General features: G+C 46.7%; 13 protein-coding genes. All 13 read right to left on the reverse strand.

All coding sequences use genetic code 11. From position 1 onward, the window contains the following. Positions 1 to 209: 209 nt before the first annotated feature. Positions 210 to 398 (reverse strand): hypothetical protein, encoded by a 189-nt coding sequence (locus IID12_06325; GenBank protein MCH8288704.1) that lies wholly within the window; start codon positions 396 to 398, stop codon positions 210 to 212. Continuing rightward, a complete protein-coding gene (locus IID12_06330) occupies positions 395 to 2086 on the reverse strand; it encodes a carbamoyltransferase (protein MCH8288705.1) in 1692 nt (563 codons plus the stop codon). Before IID12_06330 ends, IID12_06325 begins: the two co-directional genes overlap by 4 nt. 17 nt (positions 2087 to 2103) lie before the next feature. Continuing rightward, on the reverse strand, positions 2104 to 2253 hold the full coding sequence (locus IID12_06335; protein ID MCH8288706.1) for a hypothetical protein: 150 nt from the start codon (positions 2251 to 2253) through the stop codon (positions 2104 to 2106). 120 nt (positions 2254 to 2373) lie between these two features. Continuing rightward, the gene (locus tag IID12_06340) at positions 2374 to 4122 is read right to left on the reverse strand and encodes a Na+:solute symporter (GenBank protein MCH8288707.1); all 1749 of its coding nucleotides are present in this window, start codon (positions 4120 to 4122) and stop codon (positions 2374 to 2376) included. 3 nt (positions 4123 to 4125) lie between these two features. Continuing rightward, complete coding sequence (locus IID12_06345; protein ID MCH8288708.1) at positions 4126 to 5592, reverse strand: sodium/solute symporter; 1467 nt, start codon at positions 5590 to 5592, stop codon at positions 4126 to 4128. Between the two features lie 42 nt (positions 5593 to 5634). Then, positions 5635 to 8490: a serine hydrolase gene (locus IID12_06350; GenBank protein MCH8288709.1), complete on the reverse strand. Its 2856-nt coding sequence runs from the start codon at positions 8488 to 8490 to the stop codon at positions 5635 to 5637. Between the two features lie 13 nt (positions 8491 to 8503). Next, positions 8504 to 9625: an alanine racemase gene (gene alr, locus IID12_06355; protein MCH8288710.1), complete on the reverse strand. Its 1122-nt coding sequence runs from the start codon at positions 9623 to 9625 to the stop codon at positions 8504 to 8506. Beyond that, positions 9622 to 10572, reverse strand: coding sequence for a hypothetical protein (locus IID12_06360; protein MCH8288711.1), 951 nt, complete (start codon positions 10570 to 10572; stop codon positions 9622 to 9624). The genes alr and IID12_06360 overlap by 4 nt, the downstream gene beginning before the upstream one ends. A gap of 71 nt (positions 10573 to 10643) precedes the next feature. Further along, positions 10644 to 10919: an HU family DNA-binding protein gene (locus IID12_06365; GenBank protein MCH8288712.1), complete on the reverse strand. Its 276-nt coding sequence runs from the start codon at positions 10917 to 10919 to the stop codon at positions 10644 to 10646. 245 nt (positions 10920 to 11164) lie between these two features. Next, entirely contained in the window at positions 11165 to 11650 is a 486-nt protein-coding gene (locus IID12_06370) for a hypothetical protein (GenBank protein MCH8288713.1), read from the reverse strand. Next, positions 11647 to 12144, reverse strand: coding sequence for a nucleoside-diphosphate kinase (locus IID12_06375; protein MCH8288714.1), 498 nt, complete (start codon positions 12142 to 12144; stop codon positions 11647 to 11649). Before IID12_06375 ends, IID12_06370 begins: the two co-directional genes overlap by 4 nt. 92 nt (positions 12145 to 12236) lie before the next feature. Continuing rightward, positions 12237 to 13859: an L-aspartate oxidase gene (gene nadB / locus IID12_06380; protein ID MCH8288715.1), complete on the reverse strand. Its 1623-nt coding sequence runs from the start codon at positions 13857 to 13859 to the stop codon at positions 12237 to 12239. Next, the coding region (gene polA / locus IID12_06385) for a DNA polymerase I (protein MCH8288716.1) at positions 13859 to 16322 on the reverse strand (2464 nt) is incomplete at its 5' end. The genes polA and nadB, both read right to left, overlap by 1 nt.

Consider the following 16322-nt stretch of genomic DNA (forward strand, 5'->3'; position numbering starts at 1 on the left):
AATTCCGATTCCAAAATAGACGGAAGGCTTTCGCCTGTTGTCACACCATGCCCATATGTTAAGGAATCACCTATACAGAGCACCCTGAATCTTCCGGACACTTTACTTCGAACCGGTGCGGAAATTCTATTATTTCGAAAGAACAATTATAAGCCTGTGTACGTTTCGGTATTCTCCGCCAATATGACTATCCTGTCCCCCGAGAAATTTTAATGCGGGTAGATATACTCCACCACAAAACGTTTCTCGTCCTCTTCGGGTGGAATCAGATTACTTAATTCGGGAAGCGATTCCAATACTTCTATCAACCATTCGGGTGACCCTTTTTTATCTCTTTGCTTTTTGAGGAGTTTACTTACTTCATCCGCATTGAAGTAGCTCTTACCGTTCATCTTCATGCCTCTTTCTCCACTAAGAAATTTCCCATGAACAGGTAATCTATGTCGGTATTCAAAAAACAGTTATACGCATCCTCCGGATTACAAACTATGGGCTCCCCGCGGATATTGAATGAAGTGTTTATAACAATCGGAACACCCGAAAGCATTTCAAACTCCTCTATCAGTTTATAATATCGCGGGTTTTCGTCCCTGTTCACGGTTTGTATGCGGGCTGAATAGTCTGTGTGTGTCACCGACGGAATCTTCTCCCCCATTCCTGGTTTTACCTGAGGAACGAAAAGCATATACGGACTCTCAAAATCTATGTCAAAATATTCGTGCGACTTCTCTTCGAGCACGGCGGGAGCAAAGGGCCTGAAATCTTCCCTGAATTTTACCCTCGCGTTCAGTATATCCTTCATATCGGGGTTACATGCATTGGCGAGGATACTTCTGTTGCCCAATGCCCTCGGACCGAATTCCATTCTCCCCTGAAACCACCCGATTATCTGATTCTTATAAATAAACTCGGCGGCAGTTTTACATATCTCGTCGTCTGTGAGTTCTGTATAGGCTGCGCTTTTTTCGTCTAAAATACCTTTGATATCATCATTCGAGAAGGATGGACCCAAGAGTGTTGAATGGTGATCGGTTCCGTTACTCCTTCCGGATTTCGAATAGTACGCATAAAGCGCTGCACCCATAGACCCGCCTCCATCTCCGGCAGCCGGCTGTATGAAGATTTTCTCGAAAGGAGTATTCCTGATAAATTGCCAGTTTGCAACGCTGTTAAGAGCAACCCCGCCGGCAAGACATACGTTACTTATACCTCCGCTTTCCTCATAAAAGATATTGCCCATATTTATCAACGCCTCTTCAAGAACCGATTGCAACGACGATGCGACGTCCATGTGATACGGTCTGATTTCATCGTCTGTCATTCTCGGCGGACCGAAAAGGTCTATAAACTTATCGGAATACATGCGGTCGTCATCGTACATGAAACTGAAATAATCGAGGTTGAGTTTAAAGCTGCCGTCCGGAAGCAGTTCTATAAGCTCGAATATTTTATCCCTCAGTTTCGGCTCTCCGTACGAAGCCAGCCCCATGACTTTATATTCGTCGTTATTCACTCTAAACCCGAGAAAGGCAGTGAACGTACTGTACAGAAGTCCGAGCGAATGCGGGTATCTGATCTCGCTGTGCTTTATGATATTGTCGCCGGTTCCGATGTACTGTGCTGTCGTTGCCCACTCCCCCACGCCGTCGATTGTCATAATAGCCGCTTCTTCAAAACCCGATACGTAGTACGAAGATGCTGCGTGAGCCAGATGGTGTTCGGTGAAAAGGGTATCTCCTTCATAACCGAGATTCTCCCTCAGAACGTCTTTTATGAAGAGCCTCTCGTGCAGCATATGTGACAGTTGCCCTCGCATCTTACTCTCGGATTCTCCAGCCCACCTTGCGGCACAGCTGAACATCCTTTCAAGCTTTAAAAGAGGCTTTTCATAAAAACTCAGATAATCAATCTCTTCAACGCTGATGCCTCCTTCCGCAAGACAATAACCGATTGCCGATTCCGGGAATCTGTTGTCATGCTTCCGCCGGGTGAAGCGCTCTTCCTCTGCCGCGGCTATTATTTTTCCATCCGAAATGAGAGTTGCCGCCGCGTCGTGATAATAGCAGGATATGCCCAGCACGTTCATTTAGGAAAAATTCGCAATCAATATTCCGTGGATAGATCAGGATCGGTTTTGTCTCTAATCCAGGTTGATTTCGTGTCGTTGATATTCTCCTCGGAGCTGAGGATAGAAGTATATATTTTCTTTAGAATTTCTTGAATCTTATCCGAAATCTCTTTCTTCTCTTCCATTCTGCTCCAGTCCTACCACTTCTTATCGGCATAATAACGGATTACTTGAACACCGACAGAGTCATGCTGACGATTTTTTAAGAGTGTGTTGGGTCAGAAACAGCTGATCAGAATCGGCTGCTATTTAAACGATTTCCAGCCTCTCCGGTTCAATTCCCATCTGATGAACAGAAAGCACAGCGCTGTTATGAGCAGAAGTGCGAGACCGATTGACGTCGAGCCGAGTATTATCTTCCCCACTCCGAATAGAGCCGAGTATATCAACACTATCCCGACAGCCCAATCAGCAAGGTCCCATCCCAGTCCTTTATCCGTATCGACCTCCGGGGCTAATTTTGTGATCGGTTTCCACAGCGAACCACCCGGTCTGACTTTCCTGTAAAACCTTAATAAAGTCTCATCTGTTTCAGGTTTTGTCAAAAAGGTCACCGAGAGCCAGACGGCTGAAGTTACGCTTACGGTTATGAGCATTACTTGCGCAAAGACATTTATATCGGTTGAATCCATTCCGAAAATCGATTGGAGGGAGATGCTTGTTACCAGTGAGGCTACCATCGCGGAAATTTCCGTCCAGGCATTTATTCTCCACCAGAACCACCTCAAGATATATACCGAACCCGTGCCTGCTCCTATTGCGAGAAGATATTTCCATGCTCCGGTGATCGTATCCATTTGTGAGGTTACAAGAGCTGAAAGCAGAACCAAAAAAACAGTCGATATTCTTCCTGCGTTTACGTAATGAGTATCGGATGCGTCTTTATTTATGAATCTTTTGTAGAAATCATTGACAATATATGAACTTCCCCAATTCAGATGAGTGCTCATCGTTGACATGAACGCTGCCGCGAACGATGCTAAAAGTAATCCTTTAAATCCTGAGGGTAAGTTGTTGAGCATCACGAGTATATACCCTGTCTGTTTATCTTCTAATTCCGGGTAGAGTACAAGACTGACGAGAGCGACCATTATCCAGGGCCAGGGTCGAATTGCGTAGTGCGCTATGTTGAACCATAGCGTGGCAAGGAAGGAATGCCTTTCATCTTTTGCCGAAAACATACGTTGCGCTATGTATCCTCCCCCGCCCGGTTCCGCACCAGGATACCACGCCGCCCACCAGTTGACCGCAAGATACACGAAGAACGCCGTAAGGGGCATCCAGGCAGAGCCGATTTCAGGTGTAAAATCAAGGATAGTGTGATCGGCTCCGTATATATTTATCAAACCTTCTTTAAGCCCGTCTATCCCGCCCACCGAGTTGGTTGCAAATATCGCCAGGGCTATAGATCCTGCCATCGCGATAATAAATTGAAGCAGATCGGTCATGACCACGCCCCACAATCCGCTCAGAGTGCTGTAAATCAAGGTAACAGCAAGTGTTATCCCGACCGCAACCCATTTGTCCACTCCGATCGTCAGCTCGATTATCTTTACCATGGCAAGAGTCACCCAACCCATTATTATCAGGTTAATTGGGATTGCGAGGTACAATGCGCGAAACCCTCTTAGAATTGCGGCGGGTCTGCCGGAATACCGAAGTTCCGTGAACTCGACGTCGGTAAGTACTTCAGCCCTCCTCCAGAGCCGCGCGAAAAAGAACACGGTCAGGAGACCGCTCATCAGCATATTCCACCAGAGCCAATTCCCAGCTATGCCATGATTGGCGACCAGTTCCGTAACCGCAAGAGGTGTGTCCGCGGCGAAAGTCGTGGCGACCATGCTCGTTCCCGCTAACCACCACGGAAGGCTTCTCCCGGACGTAAAATATTCAACTATGCTTCCTGACGCTCTCTTGGAGAAATAAACACCAACACCGAGAGCAAAGACGAAATATATCAGTATCAAAGCCCAATCGAGTGTCGACAGCTGCATTATCTATCCCCGCGCGCTGATCTTTAACCGCGCCGACAGCTTGCTCGAAGCTGCTCCGGTCAAAATTACGGCAGCAGCTCCGACCATGGTGTACAGAGGCCAGGCGATCTTCAGAGTGGTTATCACTATAGTCATAACAATAAGGGCGGTTATAAATCCGATTATGGCATCCTTTTCAGAAGCTCCTTTATGTATCAATCCAAGTAGGAATACGCCTAAAAGCCCTCCATAAGTGTATGATGCAATTCCGAGAGCGACTTCAACTACGGTGCCCTTAAGCCCGATGAATCCGATAGCTGTTGCCACAAGCAGAATTCCCCATCCAAGCGTTACCATCCGTGATATTTTCAAAAGCTCACTCTCCGATTTTTCAGCTCCGAAAAAAGGTACGTATATGTCCAGAACGGTAGCGCTTGAAAGACTCGACAGGCTGCTCGATAACGTGCTCATCGCAGCGGCAAATAGGGCGGCAACTATCAGACCGCTGACTCCCACCGGCATCTCCTCCATTATGAATTTAGGGAATATTCCGTCTGCGCGAGTCAGGCCGAGCTCCGTCGGCGTCAGTCCGTTATAAAACGCAAAAAGCATCGCCCCGAGAGTGAGAAATAACAAAAATTGAAAGAATACGACAAAGCCGCTCGTTATCAGAGCCAGTTGGCTCGATCGTTTATCCCTGCACGTCAGGACCCTTTGAACAATAAGTTGGTCTGTTCCGTGGGAAGCCAGCGAAAAGATCGACCCGGCGATCAACCCGGTGAAAATAGTGTATGGTTTAGTTATGAACTCACCGAACGAAAGGTCAAAACCGGTGTAAAGCCATTTAAGCTTGTCTCCCTGTTCGGCCCAGGCAGTTACACTGCCCCACCCTTCCGGCAGCCTGTTCAAAATCAATAGCGCCGCAAGGAGAGCGCCTCCGATATAAATACTCATCTGGATCACGTCCATCCAGATAACCGAACGTATTCCGCCCACATAAGTGTAAATCATGGTGAGCAGACCTATCAGTGCAATAGCGAGCGCATAGAACTGATTGTCCGTCATACCTGACAGAATTCCGCTTCCCCTCATAATCAGTGTCAGCGGTATTGCAGTAGCAAATAGCCGGACGCCGTCCGCAAGCAAGCGCGTACCCATGAAAGTAACAGTGGCGACAGTCCGAATTCGCTGACCGAACCGGTTTCCCAGATAATGATATGCTGTATCGATATTTCCCTTATAGTATGCAGGGATGAGTATAAGAGCCACCAATACCCTCCCGAGCATATAACCGAAGACTATCTGGAGAAACGTCAGATTTCCGAGGTAAGCCACCGCCGGAATACTGATGAAGGTCAGAACGCTTGTTTCCGTGGCGACGATGCTGAACGTTACAGCTAACCAGGGTATATCCCGCCCGCCAAGGAAATAGTCCGTCGTGTTTCGCTGTTTTCTGCCGATCCACGAGCCGAACGCGACAGAAACAACCATATAGACGATCAGAATGAGGAAATCTGTGGTGGTAAACACTCTTTAGTTACCGCTGATCTCTTCCAACTCCGGCACTTCCTCTCCCATATCCTGCAATAACGCTCTCATTACCGCCTGATGAAAATCCCTTCTCACCTTATACATTCCGCCCCTTTTTCGGCTTGGATGCACGCGGTTACTGAGCAGTATGACGGCTATATCCCTGTTCGGATCAACCCAGAACGAAGTGCCCGTGAATCCGAGGTGTCCGAAACTCCGTTCAGAAAAATAATCGCCTGCCGAGGACCCTTGGTCCGAAGGTGTATCCCATCCGATCGCCCTGCTGCTCGAGTTCGGCATATGCTGCCGTTTCGTCCAGTATTTCACCGTTCCGGGTGAGAAAAACCTTCTGTGACGGTAAATCCCCCCGTTTAAGAGCATCTGTGCTATCGAAGCAAGGTCTTCCGCCGTCGAAAAGAGCCCGGCATGCGAAGAAACTCCTCCCAAAAAAGCTGCGTTCTCGTCATGAACTTTTCCATGCACCAACCCCCGGTTCAGAACCGTGTCGATTTCTGTCGGGGCTATCCTGCCGAGCAACTCCGCCGGAGGATTGAACATAGTGTTTTTCAACCCCATCGGTTTAAAGATCGTATTGTTCGCCAGCCTGTCAAGGTTTTGACCGGTTACGGTTTCGAGTATATCCATGATCAATATGAGACCGAGATCGGAATATATCATCGAATCGCCGGGAGAAAAATCAAGAGGGAGATCATAAATATATTTATAAGCGGTTTCTTTGTTTCCGGATTTATTCCATAGATCAGTCCACCACAGAACACCGGATGAGTGGGTAAAGAGATGCCTCAATGTTACTTTATCTTTTTTATCTCCGCTGAATTCGGGCAGGTAACTTTTTACGGGTAAATTGAGAAGTATCTTTTTCTTTTCCCAGAGGCTCATTGAAGTCAAGGTCGTTGCGACGATCTTCGTAACTGACGCAATGTCATACAGGGTCGCGGTCGTGATTTCGGGCGAGGATGCTTTGTAGGTCTGCCGCCCGAACGACTTGCTTGCTATCAGTTCTCCCTTTCGAACCACAGCCAACTGAGCGCCCGGAAATATTGAGTCGCTTATCGCCTGCTCGATGATACTATACGCTTCTTTCAGTATATCATCATCGATGTTCCTGACGAGCTCCATCTTCCGTCTTTCCCTCTCCAGACCATCCCCTGCTTTATACTGTCCGGGGATTGAGACAGGCAGCTTGGCTCTTAACGGTATCTCTCCGAAAACAGCCCGTATAGCAGAGCGTTGAGCCATCGATACGGTCTCGTAGGCAGACAGGTATGACGGAACTTCCGGTATCTGGCGGAGCGTGTAGGGAGAACCGAATGCTATCACCGCCATAGGTTTATCCGATTTAAAAAATTCCCTGAGCAGGCTGACCGTAGTGTCAGGCAGCGAAATCGTCCCTTTCCTGTCCCGCCATTTCATAAAAATGCCGACGATGACGGCATCAACAGAATCTGCTGCCGTCATTATTTCTTTCAGCTCTTCCTGAGTCGAACGCGGATCAATAAAAACCGATTTGACGTTCGGTACTCTGACGCCGATTTCTCTGTTCATCGTACTCCCCCGCCGGGAAGTACCGTCTTCGTCCGTTACCGTCAGAGCCAGTATACTTCCTATCTTCTCCGCTTCGAACGGAAATACGTTTTTATCATCACGCACTAATGTCATTGCAGAGTTCGATATCTCCTCCGCCTTTATCGCTGACTTTGTCTTTGACATTACCCTTTCAAGATTGGCGAAGTTGAAAACAGGTTTTCTTTCAAGTCCGTGATCCGCTTTAGCTCTCAGTATTCGCCCGACAGCCTCGTCTATCCTTCCCATTTCAATTCTGCCTTCTATCGCCGCATCAAGGACGAACTCGAAAGTAGTCTCAAAATTAGGCGAGAGAAGCACTATGTCCGCTCCCGAATTGATCGCCATCACGGCAGCTTCGCCGGACCAGTAATTATCGGTTATGCTGCCCATATTCATCGCATCTGTGATAACAAGACCATCAAATCCCATCTCTTTCCTCAATATATTCTTAATAAAATAAGGATCGAAAGTAGCAGGTCTGCCACCCATCTGCTTAACCTGGCTAAACGTTATGTGCGCAATCATTACGCATTTTACTCCCGCATCTACCGCAGCCTTGAATGGAGGAAGTTCTAAACTGCGGATTCTGTCCATTGAAGCTGTTATCGACGGAAGGAACATATGCGTGTCGATGTCCGTATCGCCGTGTCCCGGAAAATGCTTTGCAGTGGCATAGATACCCCCTGCCTGTAACCCTCGAATAAACGCCGTTCCCATTCTTGAAACCAACGCCGGATCTTCCCCAAAGGAACGCGTGTTGATTATGATGTTATCCGGATTATTATTGACGTCCATCACCGGAGCGAGCCCGATGTGAATTCCTATCGCCCTTGCTTCATCAGCAGTTATTCGACCGATCTCGTACGCATATTCTTCATTTCCTGTGGCGCCTGTCGCCATATTTTGTAAAAACCGCGTACTTTCATCCACCCGCTGCGGTAATCCCCATTCCATGTCCGCCAAGACTAAAAGCGGAAGAGCCGCCGCCGCTTGAAGCCTGTCGATCGATCGCGCTACGGAATACGCGTTACCTCTCCATAACATTACTCCGCCTACTTTGTATTCTCTTACGAGTTTTAACAGCCTTTTAAATTGGTGGTTCTCCTCGTTGTAAAATCGGGGCGCATACGCCGGCACCATAATTTGGCCGATTTTTTCCTTAAGGGTCATATTCTCGAGGTGGTAACGCACCCAGCTCTCACCACTCCTGGCGCTCATCGAGGCGCAGCCAAACATAAATAAAGTGGCGAGGAGATAGATAATCTTTATCATTAAATTTCCAATCTCAGCTATTGACGTATACCCGCGGGACTCTCTTGGATACGGAACAGGTAATTTCGTAAGATATACTGTTAAACTTTTGCGCGACCTCGGAAATTGATATCGATTCGGTTCCCTGAGTGCCGTAAACGACTACTTCGTCACCGACCTTCACGTCCGAATTTCCGATATCTGCCATCATCATGTCCATCGTGACCCTTCCTACTACATTAAACCGCTTTCCATTTATCAGAACTTCCAATTTTCCAGGCAACGATCTGTCAATTCCATCGGCATACCCGATCGGTATAGTTGCTAATTTGGTTTGTTCCCCGGCGATCCAGGTTCTGCCGTAGCTCACCGCTGTCCCTTCAGTAACTGTTCGAATTTGAGAGACAGTGGATTTCAATGTCATTACCTGCAGCAGATCATCTTCCTTCTGCCTCAGCGGATTGGGGTTATGCCCGTACAAAGCAATTCCTATTCTCACCATGTTGAATATTGAATCGGGTAAATTGAGTAACCCCCCCGAGTTTGCAAGATGACAGAGTCCGGGAGATATCCCCTCATTTCTAATCTGCTCGATAACGTCTTTATACTTCTGAATCTGTATCTTGCTATGACTTGGATCGAATTCATCTGAAGTGGCAAGATGAGAATATATTCCTGCAAAAACAAGATCCTCTTTCGAATTTATGTTTTGAGCAACAGCGACAACGTCTCCATACTCGACTCCAAGTCTGCTCATCCCGGTATCGACGTTTAAATGAACCCTTGCCGGGATCGATAATCTTTTTGCCGCGCCGGCGACCAATTCAACGTCTTCCGGGTCAGCGATCGTTACGTCCAGTGAATTTTGAATCTGTGTGCCGATAAAATCCCGGGTCGGCCTGGCAAAAACGAGAGTCGGCGTTTTTATTTCCGCCTCACGGAGTTCAATACCCTCCTTCACGAACGCTACCGCCAAATACGATACACCCTCTTCTATAAAAGTCTTACTCGCTTCGACCATACCATGCCCATAGGCATCAGCTTTTACTACAGCCATAATCCCTGCACCCGATGCCTTATTTTTGATCAGCCAGTAATTGTGGCGAAGCGCTCCGATATCAATCTCCGCCCAGGTTAGATGACCGCCCAGACTCAATCGTTCATCTCACATAATTTATCAAATAACGAATCCGGTAGTTCTTCCCCTGCGCTTTCTATCGCAAATGCCGCTCCGGCTGCCGCCGGTGACATCGGAATCCCGATCCAGTCGATTTCTACTTCCGAGTCCTGTAACTTTGATTTGAATCCTTTTAGAACCGGGGTTTTGTTTTCAAGCAGCGCCCCGGCGCATGCTAATCTAAACGGTGGTTCCGATTTATGCATTTCGATTGCGGAAAGCGCAAGATTGACCAGTGCACCTGAAGCTTTTTCCACGATTCTTAACGCCTCTTCATTTCCATCTTCGGCGTAAGAACAGATCAACTCGGCGGAAGAAGCGAGAAGGTTTTGAGGATTGTCGGAATTGTACACGACGCTTATGAAATCCTCCGGTTTAGACAGTTCATAAAATTTCAAAAGCGCATCGGTGAGTGTCGATCGATTCCGTGCCTGATTCTCATCGTTTAGCGCGCTTTTTACGGCTTCTCTTCCCATATCATGCCCTCCTCCTTCATCCCCGAGAAGATAACCCCATCCCCCTAACTGTTTTAAGTTATTCTTCTTCCCGTAGAGACATACTGCGCCGGTTCCCGATTCGATGAGTATTCCGTCGTTTTTGCCGAAAGCCGCATAATGCAGCATTTCAGCATCTGAAATTATGTTTATCCGGTTAAGTCCGATTTCAGAGATCGACTCAAAGACTTTCTTCTTATCTCCCTCTCTTCCGACCCCGGCGAATGAAAGCGTGGCACCCTGAATTTCGCTTATAGAATCTCCGGGGGAGAGTTCTTTTAAAATGTCCAGAACCAATTCTTTAATTCCGTCGACACCTATTATCGAAGCGCTGCCGGAACCTCTAACGGCAGATTTGACAGTTTGCTCCGGCAGGTCACACAATACAGCCGTCGTTTTACTTCCCCCGCCGTCTAAGCCCAAGAATTTCATCTCATATCATATAAAAAAAGACAGCGGACGATAATCATCCGCTGTCTTTAAATTCACATTCAGGAATTCAGTTACATCTTTATCGCACTCTTCAATTCCTTGCCTGCTTTGAACTTCGGTACAGTTGTAGCGGCGATCCTGATAGTCTCGCCTGTACGGGGGTTGCGACCCGTCCGTGCAGCTCTGTCCGACGTCGAGAAAGTGCCAAAGCCAACAAGAGTTACTTTGTCTTTTCTCGTTAGCGCTTTTGTGATGTTGGACGTCATCGAATTTAAGGCCTTTTCCGCCTCTACTTTCGTTAATCCACTGTCGTTTGCGATAGCTGCAATAAGTTCTTGTTTGTTCATGTGGGAACCTCCTTTTTGTTGTTGGGTATCTGAAAACGCTGTAACCATTGTGGTTACTTACTTTTGGAAGCAATATAAGCTTGAATTTCCGAATGTCAAGGAAAAAATACATATTAAATATATTTATGCATTCTCTATAACACTTGGAGCAAGTGAGTTTGCGAGCATCACGCTTCTGCAAATGCCTTGAATAAATTAGACCTATGTAGTTGATATATCAGAACTTAGAACTGTCAATAATCTTTCTAATTATATTTTCTTTCAAGCTCTTTAAGGAGTGAATTCCGGTCAATAAAAATTTTTTCAGAACAGCCCAAAATCCATGAACTTATGCGGTTTAGAGGCATATCTGTCAATAAATACACAGGCAAACCATTGTTGTAAGCTACCGTAACTTCACCCTGAGTTCCTCCGCCCATCGAGGCATATTCGTCCCAATAGCAGATAAGGTAATCGGCTTTTTCCGAAATAAAATTGAGATCATGGTCTATTATTCTTCGAATATTTTCCCTGAACTTATCAATATCATTTTCTTTCAGCTCCTTGAAAGACTCCCGTTCCTCCGGGCTCATGAGTTTTTTTATTTCTTCGTTTGGGTTGAAAACTGCATGCCCGAGCTTTTCGTTTAGCAGAGAAGCCAATTCTCTCCTCCAGCCTTCGCCGTTGTCCGGAGCATATTCCATTGCGCCCGACAGGTACGCTGTCAGTTTTTTTGGCCTGTCAGGGCTCATTGCCAGTGATGCCGCTGATCCGCGCGGTCGTAGGATACAATTTCATCCTTGTTGAACCAGACGCCGATTTCATATTCGGCAGCCGCCTTATCAGATGAGGCGTGAATGACATTTCGGACCGCACTGCCCGCCTCGTTGTTTAAATCATAACTATGATGCGAATAGTCGCCTCGTATCGTTCCCGGCAAGGCAGATTTCGGTTCTGTGGCGCCGCACATCTTCCTTACTACCTCTACTGCTTCATCGCCTTGTATCACAACCGCAACTATGGGTCCCTCGGTTACAAAGTCTATGAGTAAATTCCTTATTTTTTCGCCGAGCCGTGCGCCGATATCTTCTTCAGTGTAATGTTTTCCGGCCATCTCCTTTGTTGCATGGAGCATTTTCAGTGCGACCGTCTTAAGCCCCATTTTTTCAAAACGCGAGATAATCTCGCCCGTCAGCGCTCTTGAAACACCGTCCGGCTTTACAAGTACCAATGTATTTTCAACCATATTTTATCTGACCTCTTTAGATCGTTATAAGTATTGCCATCTTCTGTTTTGCAACAGGTTCAAAGTTACTTCCCGATGCCGATATTTTCACTTTAAAAATTTTTAATGATTTTTGTATCCTTCTTTTCCCAGGATTTGGATTTTTCAGGATAGTCGCTGTTATAATGCAGTCCCCTGCTTTCTTTTCTGGTTCTTGCACACCTGATTATAAGGTAGGCGACCGCTGCGAGATTTCTCAGTTCTATCAATCCCTCGGATACTCTCGTTTTTTTATAGTACTTTTCGATCTCTTTATTTATGAATTTTATCCTCTCGAACGCTCTTTTGAGCCTCAGGTTCGTCCTGATTATCCCCACGTAGTCCCACATGATTTCCTGAATCTCCATTACGTCATGCGATATTAAAACCCATTCCTCCTGATTGTAAGTCCCTGAATCGTCCCACTCCGGTGCCTGGGGGTGTACATTCAGCATATAATCGTTCGATTCGATAATCGCGTCCAAAGACCTTTTGGAAAACACCACACCCTCCAACAGGCTGTTACTCGCAAGCCTGTTAGCTCCGTGGACTCCCGTGCATGCAACTTCCCCCACTGCCCAGAGATGACCGATAGAGGTCGCTCCATTTTCGTCGGTCACTACTCCGCCGCACATATAATGAGCGGCGGGAACTACGGGCACAGGCTCTACGGTCAGATCAAATTTCTGCTGCAGGCATCTTTCGTAGATATTGGGAAACCTCTCTTTAACCGAATCGGCATCTAAATGAGTAAGGTCGAGATAGACGAACTTTTCTCCGCTGATCTTCAATTCGTTGTCAATTGCCCTCGCGACTATATCCCGGGACGCAAGTTCGCCCCTTTCATCGTATTTATCCATGAACCTTTCCCCGGAAGTCGTTTTCAGATAAGCCCCAAAACCCCTTATAGCCTCCGAAAGCAAAAAGGGTTTGCCTCCCGGGTTATACAGCGCTGTAGGGTGAAATTGCATAAATTCGAGGTTAGCCAGATTTGCCCCCGCTCTGTACGCCATCGCGATTCCGTCGCCTGTTGCGATCGCCGGGTTTGTAGTATGTTGATAGACCATTCCTGTGCCGCCCGTGCAAAGAATTGTGTTCTTTGACAGAAAGCGCTTTATCCTGGAATTATGGGTATCGAGGACGTAAGCGCCGAAACAGTTAATGTTATCCTTTGTGATCTGCACGTCCGGATTTATATGATGTTCCGTTATAAGGTCGAGAGCCAGATGGTGCTCATAAACCGTTACATTTTTGTGCGCGGAAACTGCTTCTACCAGCGCACGTTCGATCTCTCTTCCTGTGATATCACCCGCATGGAGCACTCTCTCTATGCTGTGTCCGCCTTCTTTTCCGAGATCGTATTCATCAGATTCAGCGTTTTTACGGGAGAATTTCACTCCCCATTCAATCAAGTCCTTAATGCAGTCAGGACCTTCGTTCACCATTATTCTTACGGCGTCATCGTGACACAACCCGTCGCCGGCTCTTATCGTATCCTCAACGTGTAGCTCGAGTGAGTCCTGCGAACTGAGGACAGACGCGATTCCTCCCTGAGCATAATTTGTAGCCGACTCCTTGTTTTCCTTTTTCGTTATAATGCATACTTCACCATACTCCGCTGCCTTGAGGGCAAAGGATAAGCCAGCAATTCCGCTGCCTATTACGAGAAAATCCGATTTTATGCCTGCGCCTGCCATCAGTGAGCTTCGTACCAATCTTTTCCGACGCTAACTTCTACTTTAACGGGAACGTCTAATTCCATCGCACCTCTCATTTCTTCGATCACAAGGGAAGTGAGCTGCTCTACTTCCTCTTCCGGAACTTCGAAAACAAGTTCGTCATGAACCTGTAAAATCATCATCGAAGATAATTTTTCTTTTCTGATCCGTTCATCAACGTTGATCATAGCGATCTTTATCATATCCGCTGCCGATCCCTGAAGTTGGGTATTCACCGCAATTCGCTCGGCGCTCTGCCTTAGATTGAAGTTACTTGAGTCTATCTCATATAGATAGCGTTTCCTCCCTAATATGGTTGTTACGAACTTTTCCTCACGCGCCATTGCGATTGACGAGGCTATAAAATTATTGATTCCCGGAAACCTGCTGAAGTACTCATCAATCGTCGCACTCGCGTCCTCCATGGAAATTCCCAATTCACCGGAAATCCTGAAAGCTCTGGCTCCGTACATGATCGCAAAATTCACTGTTTTAGCCGCGTTTCTCATCTCGGAGGTCACATCTTTCAGGTCAATACCGTATAGCCCGGCGGCTGTCCGGCTGTGAATGTCCTCATCGTCCCGGAATGCCTGTATAAGAGTAGGATCATTAGACAAATGCGCCATTATTCTGAGCTCGATTTGTGAATAATCCGCCGAAAGAATCTTCCAGCCTCTTTTTTCCGGTACGAATGCGTGCCTTATCTTCCTTCCGATCTCAGTTTTGATCGGGATATTCTGAAAGTTAGGATCGCTGCTCGACAATCTGCCTGTCGCTGCGACGGTCTGGCTGAAAGTACTGTGAACCCTTCCGGTTTTCGGGTCGACCAATTTCGGAAGCGTTTCGAGATAGGTTGATTTTAACTTGGTATACATTCTATACTCAAGAACTTTTTCAACAATCTCATGTTCTTTTTTAAGGGATTCCATTGCCCGCTGATCCGTCGAAAAGCCTGTTTTGGTTTTCCTTGTCGGCGGCAAACCGAGTTTTTCGTACAGGATATTTGCAAGTTGTTTCGGAGAGTTGATCGTAAATTCTTCCCCGGCCAACTTGTGTATTCTCTGCTCAATCTCCTTAATATCCACATCCAAATCACTTGACATCCTCTTGAGATGGTCGACCTTTAGATAAACGCCTGCCTTTTCCATCCTCAAAAGTACGTGGATCAAGGGAATCTCTATCTCCTGATATATCTTCGTCATCCCCTCTTTTTCAACCATCGGTACGAGGAGATTCACAAGCTGAAGAGCGACATCGGCGTCTTCAACAGCGTAAAACGTGATCTCCTCAAGAGCCACATCGGACATTAATATCTGATCCTTACCGCTGCCTATAAGCTCCGTGATCGGCTGCATTTTGTATCCGAGATATTCCATCGATAGATAATCAATTTTATACGATCGCGCTTCAGGTTTAAGTAAAAACGCCGCAATAATACTATCGGACACGACACCGGAGACTTCTATCCCGTTCAGGGAAAGTATCAGCATGTCGTACTTGATGTTTTGACCGCATTTCGGCAGGTTGGAATCTTCTAAAACCGGTTTAAGTTCCGCAAAAACATTCTCGAGGTCGTTTCCATCACTGCCGAACAGGCTCTTTGTCTTCCCTTGAAATTCTATCGGAACATACCAACCTTCATCCTGATTTATACTGAAAGAAAACCCGACAATTTCCGCCTGCATAGGGTTCACGGATGTGGTTTCAAGATCGAGAGAGAGTAACCCGGATTTTTTAATCTTTTTGATCATCGCTCTCAACGATTTCAAGTCGGTTACTCTTTCATAGTTCTTTTCAACTTTTTCAATCGGAACGCCGCTGTCAGCTTGTATCTCCTCAAGCATATTCCAGAATTCAAGCTCCTTCAAGACTTCGACGAGCCGGTCGCTGTCGAGTTCCTTCCTTTTGAGATCCTCTAATTTTGTTTTTACGGGAGCATCGGTACGGATAGTGACAAGGTCAAATGAAAGCTCCGCCATTTCTTCATCCCTGACCAGGTTTTCCTTTAATTTTTCACCGTTGATTTTGTCTATGTTTTCAAATACGCCTTTTAGAGAATCAAATTCATTCAGCAGCTTTAGTGCACCCTTGGGTCCCACACCGGTAACTCCCGGAATGTTATCGGACGTATCTCCGACCAATGCGAGGTAATCCCTGATTCTCCCGGGCTTTACTCCCCACTTTTTAATAACGCCTTCAACATCAATTATATTAGATTCATCCGGCTTTGCCCGGGTGTTATACATCCTCACCTTATCGGTGACGAGCTGCGCGAAATCCTTATCAGCCGTGACCATGAGAACATCGCAGCCATCCCTCTCACCCTCTTTGGCGAGTGTTCCGATAATGTCGTCCGCTTCGTATTCGGCTAAATCTATCCTTGGTACGTTAAACGCCTCCAATATTTTATCTATCATCGGCAGCTGCGACCGTAAATCGTCG

It is taken from the genome of Candidatus Neomarinimicrobiota bacterium (assembly GCA_022567655.1).
Taxonomy (GTDB): Bacteria; Fidelibacterota; SORT01; order SORT01; family SORT01; genus JADFGO01.

What these genes read in the sequence shown, in the direction of transcription:
- IID12_06350 (MCH8288709.1), bottom strand. Translation starts at nt 8,490, where the DNA reads ATGATAAAGATTATCTATCTCCTCGCCACTTTATTTATGTTTGGCTGC.
- IID12_06325 (MCH8288704.1), bottom strand. Translation starts at nt 398, where the DNA reads ATGAAGATGAACGGTAAGAGCTACTTCAATGCGGATGAAGTAAGTAAA.
- nadB (MCH8288715.1), bottom strand. Translation starts at nt 13,859, where the DNA reads ATGGCAGGCGCAGGCATAAAATCGGATTTTCTCGTAATAGGCAGCGGA.
- IID12_06360 (MCH8288711.1), bottom strand. Translation starts at nt 10,572, where the DNA reads ATGAAATTCTTGGGCTTAGACGGCGGGGGAAGTAAAACGACGGCTGTA.
- IID12_06340 (MCH8288707.1), bottom strand. Translation starts at nt 4,122, where the DNA reads ATGCAGCTGTCGACACTCGATTGGGCTTTGATACTGATATATTTCGTC.
- IID12_06335 (MCH8288706.1), bottom strand. Translation starts at nt 2,253, where the DNA reads ATGGAAGAGAAGAAAGAGATTTCGGATAAGATTCAAGAAATTCTAAAG.
- IID12_06370 (MCH8288713.1), bottom strand. Translation starts at nt 11,650, where the DNA reads ATGAGCCCTGACAGGCCAAAAAAACTGACAGCGTACCTGTCGGGCGCA.
- IID12_06330 (MCH8288705.1), bottom strand. Translation starts at nt 2,086, where the DNA reads ATGAACGTGCTGGGCATATCCTGCTATTATCACGACGCGGCGGCAACT.
- IID12_06365 (MCH8288712.1), bottom strand. Translation starts at nt 10,919, where the DNA reads ATGAACAAACAAGAACTTATTGCAGCTATCGCAAACGACAGTGGATTA.
- IID12_06375 (MCH8288714.1), bottom strand. Translation starts at nt 12,144, where the DNA reads ATGGTTGAAAATACATTGGTACTTGTAAAGCCGGACGGTGTTTCAAGA.
- IID12_06345 (MCH8288708.1), bottom strand. Translation starts at nt 5,592, where the DNA reads ATGGTTGTTTCTGTCGCGTTCGGCTCGTGGATCGGCAGAAAACAGCGA.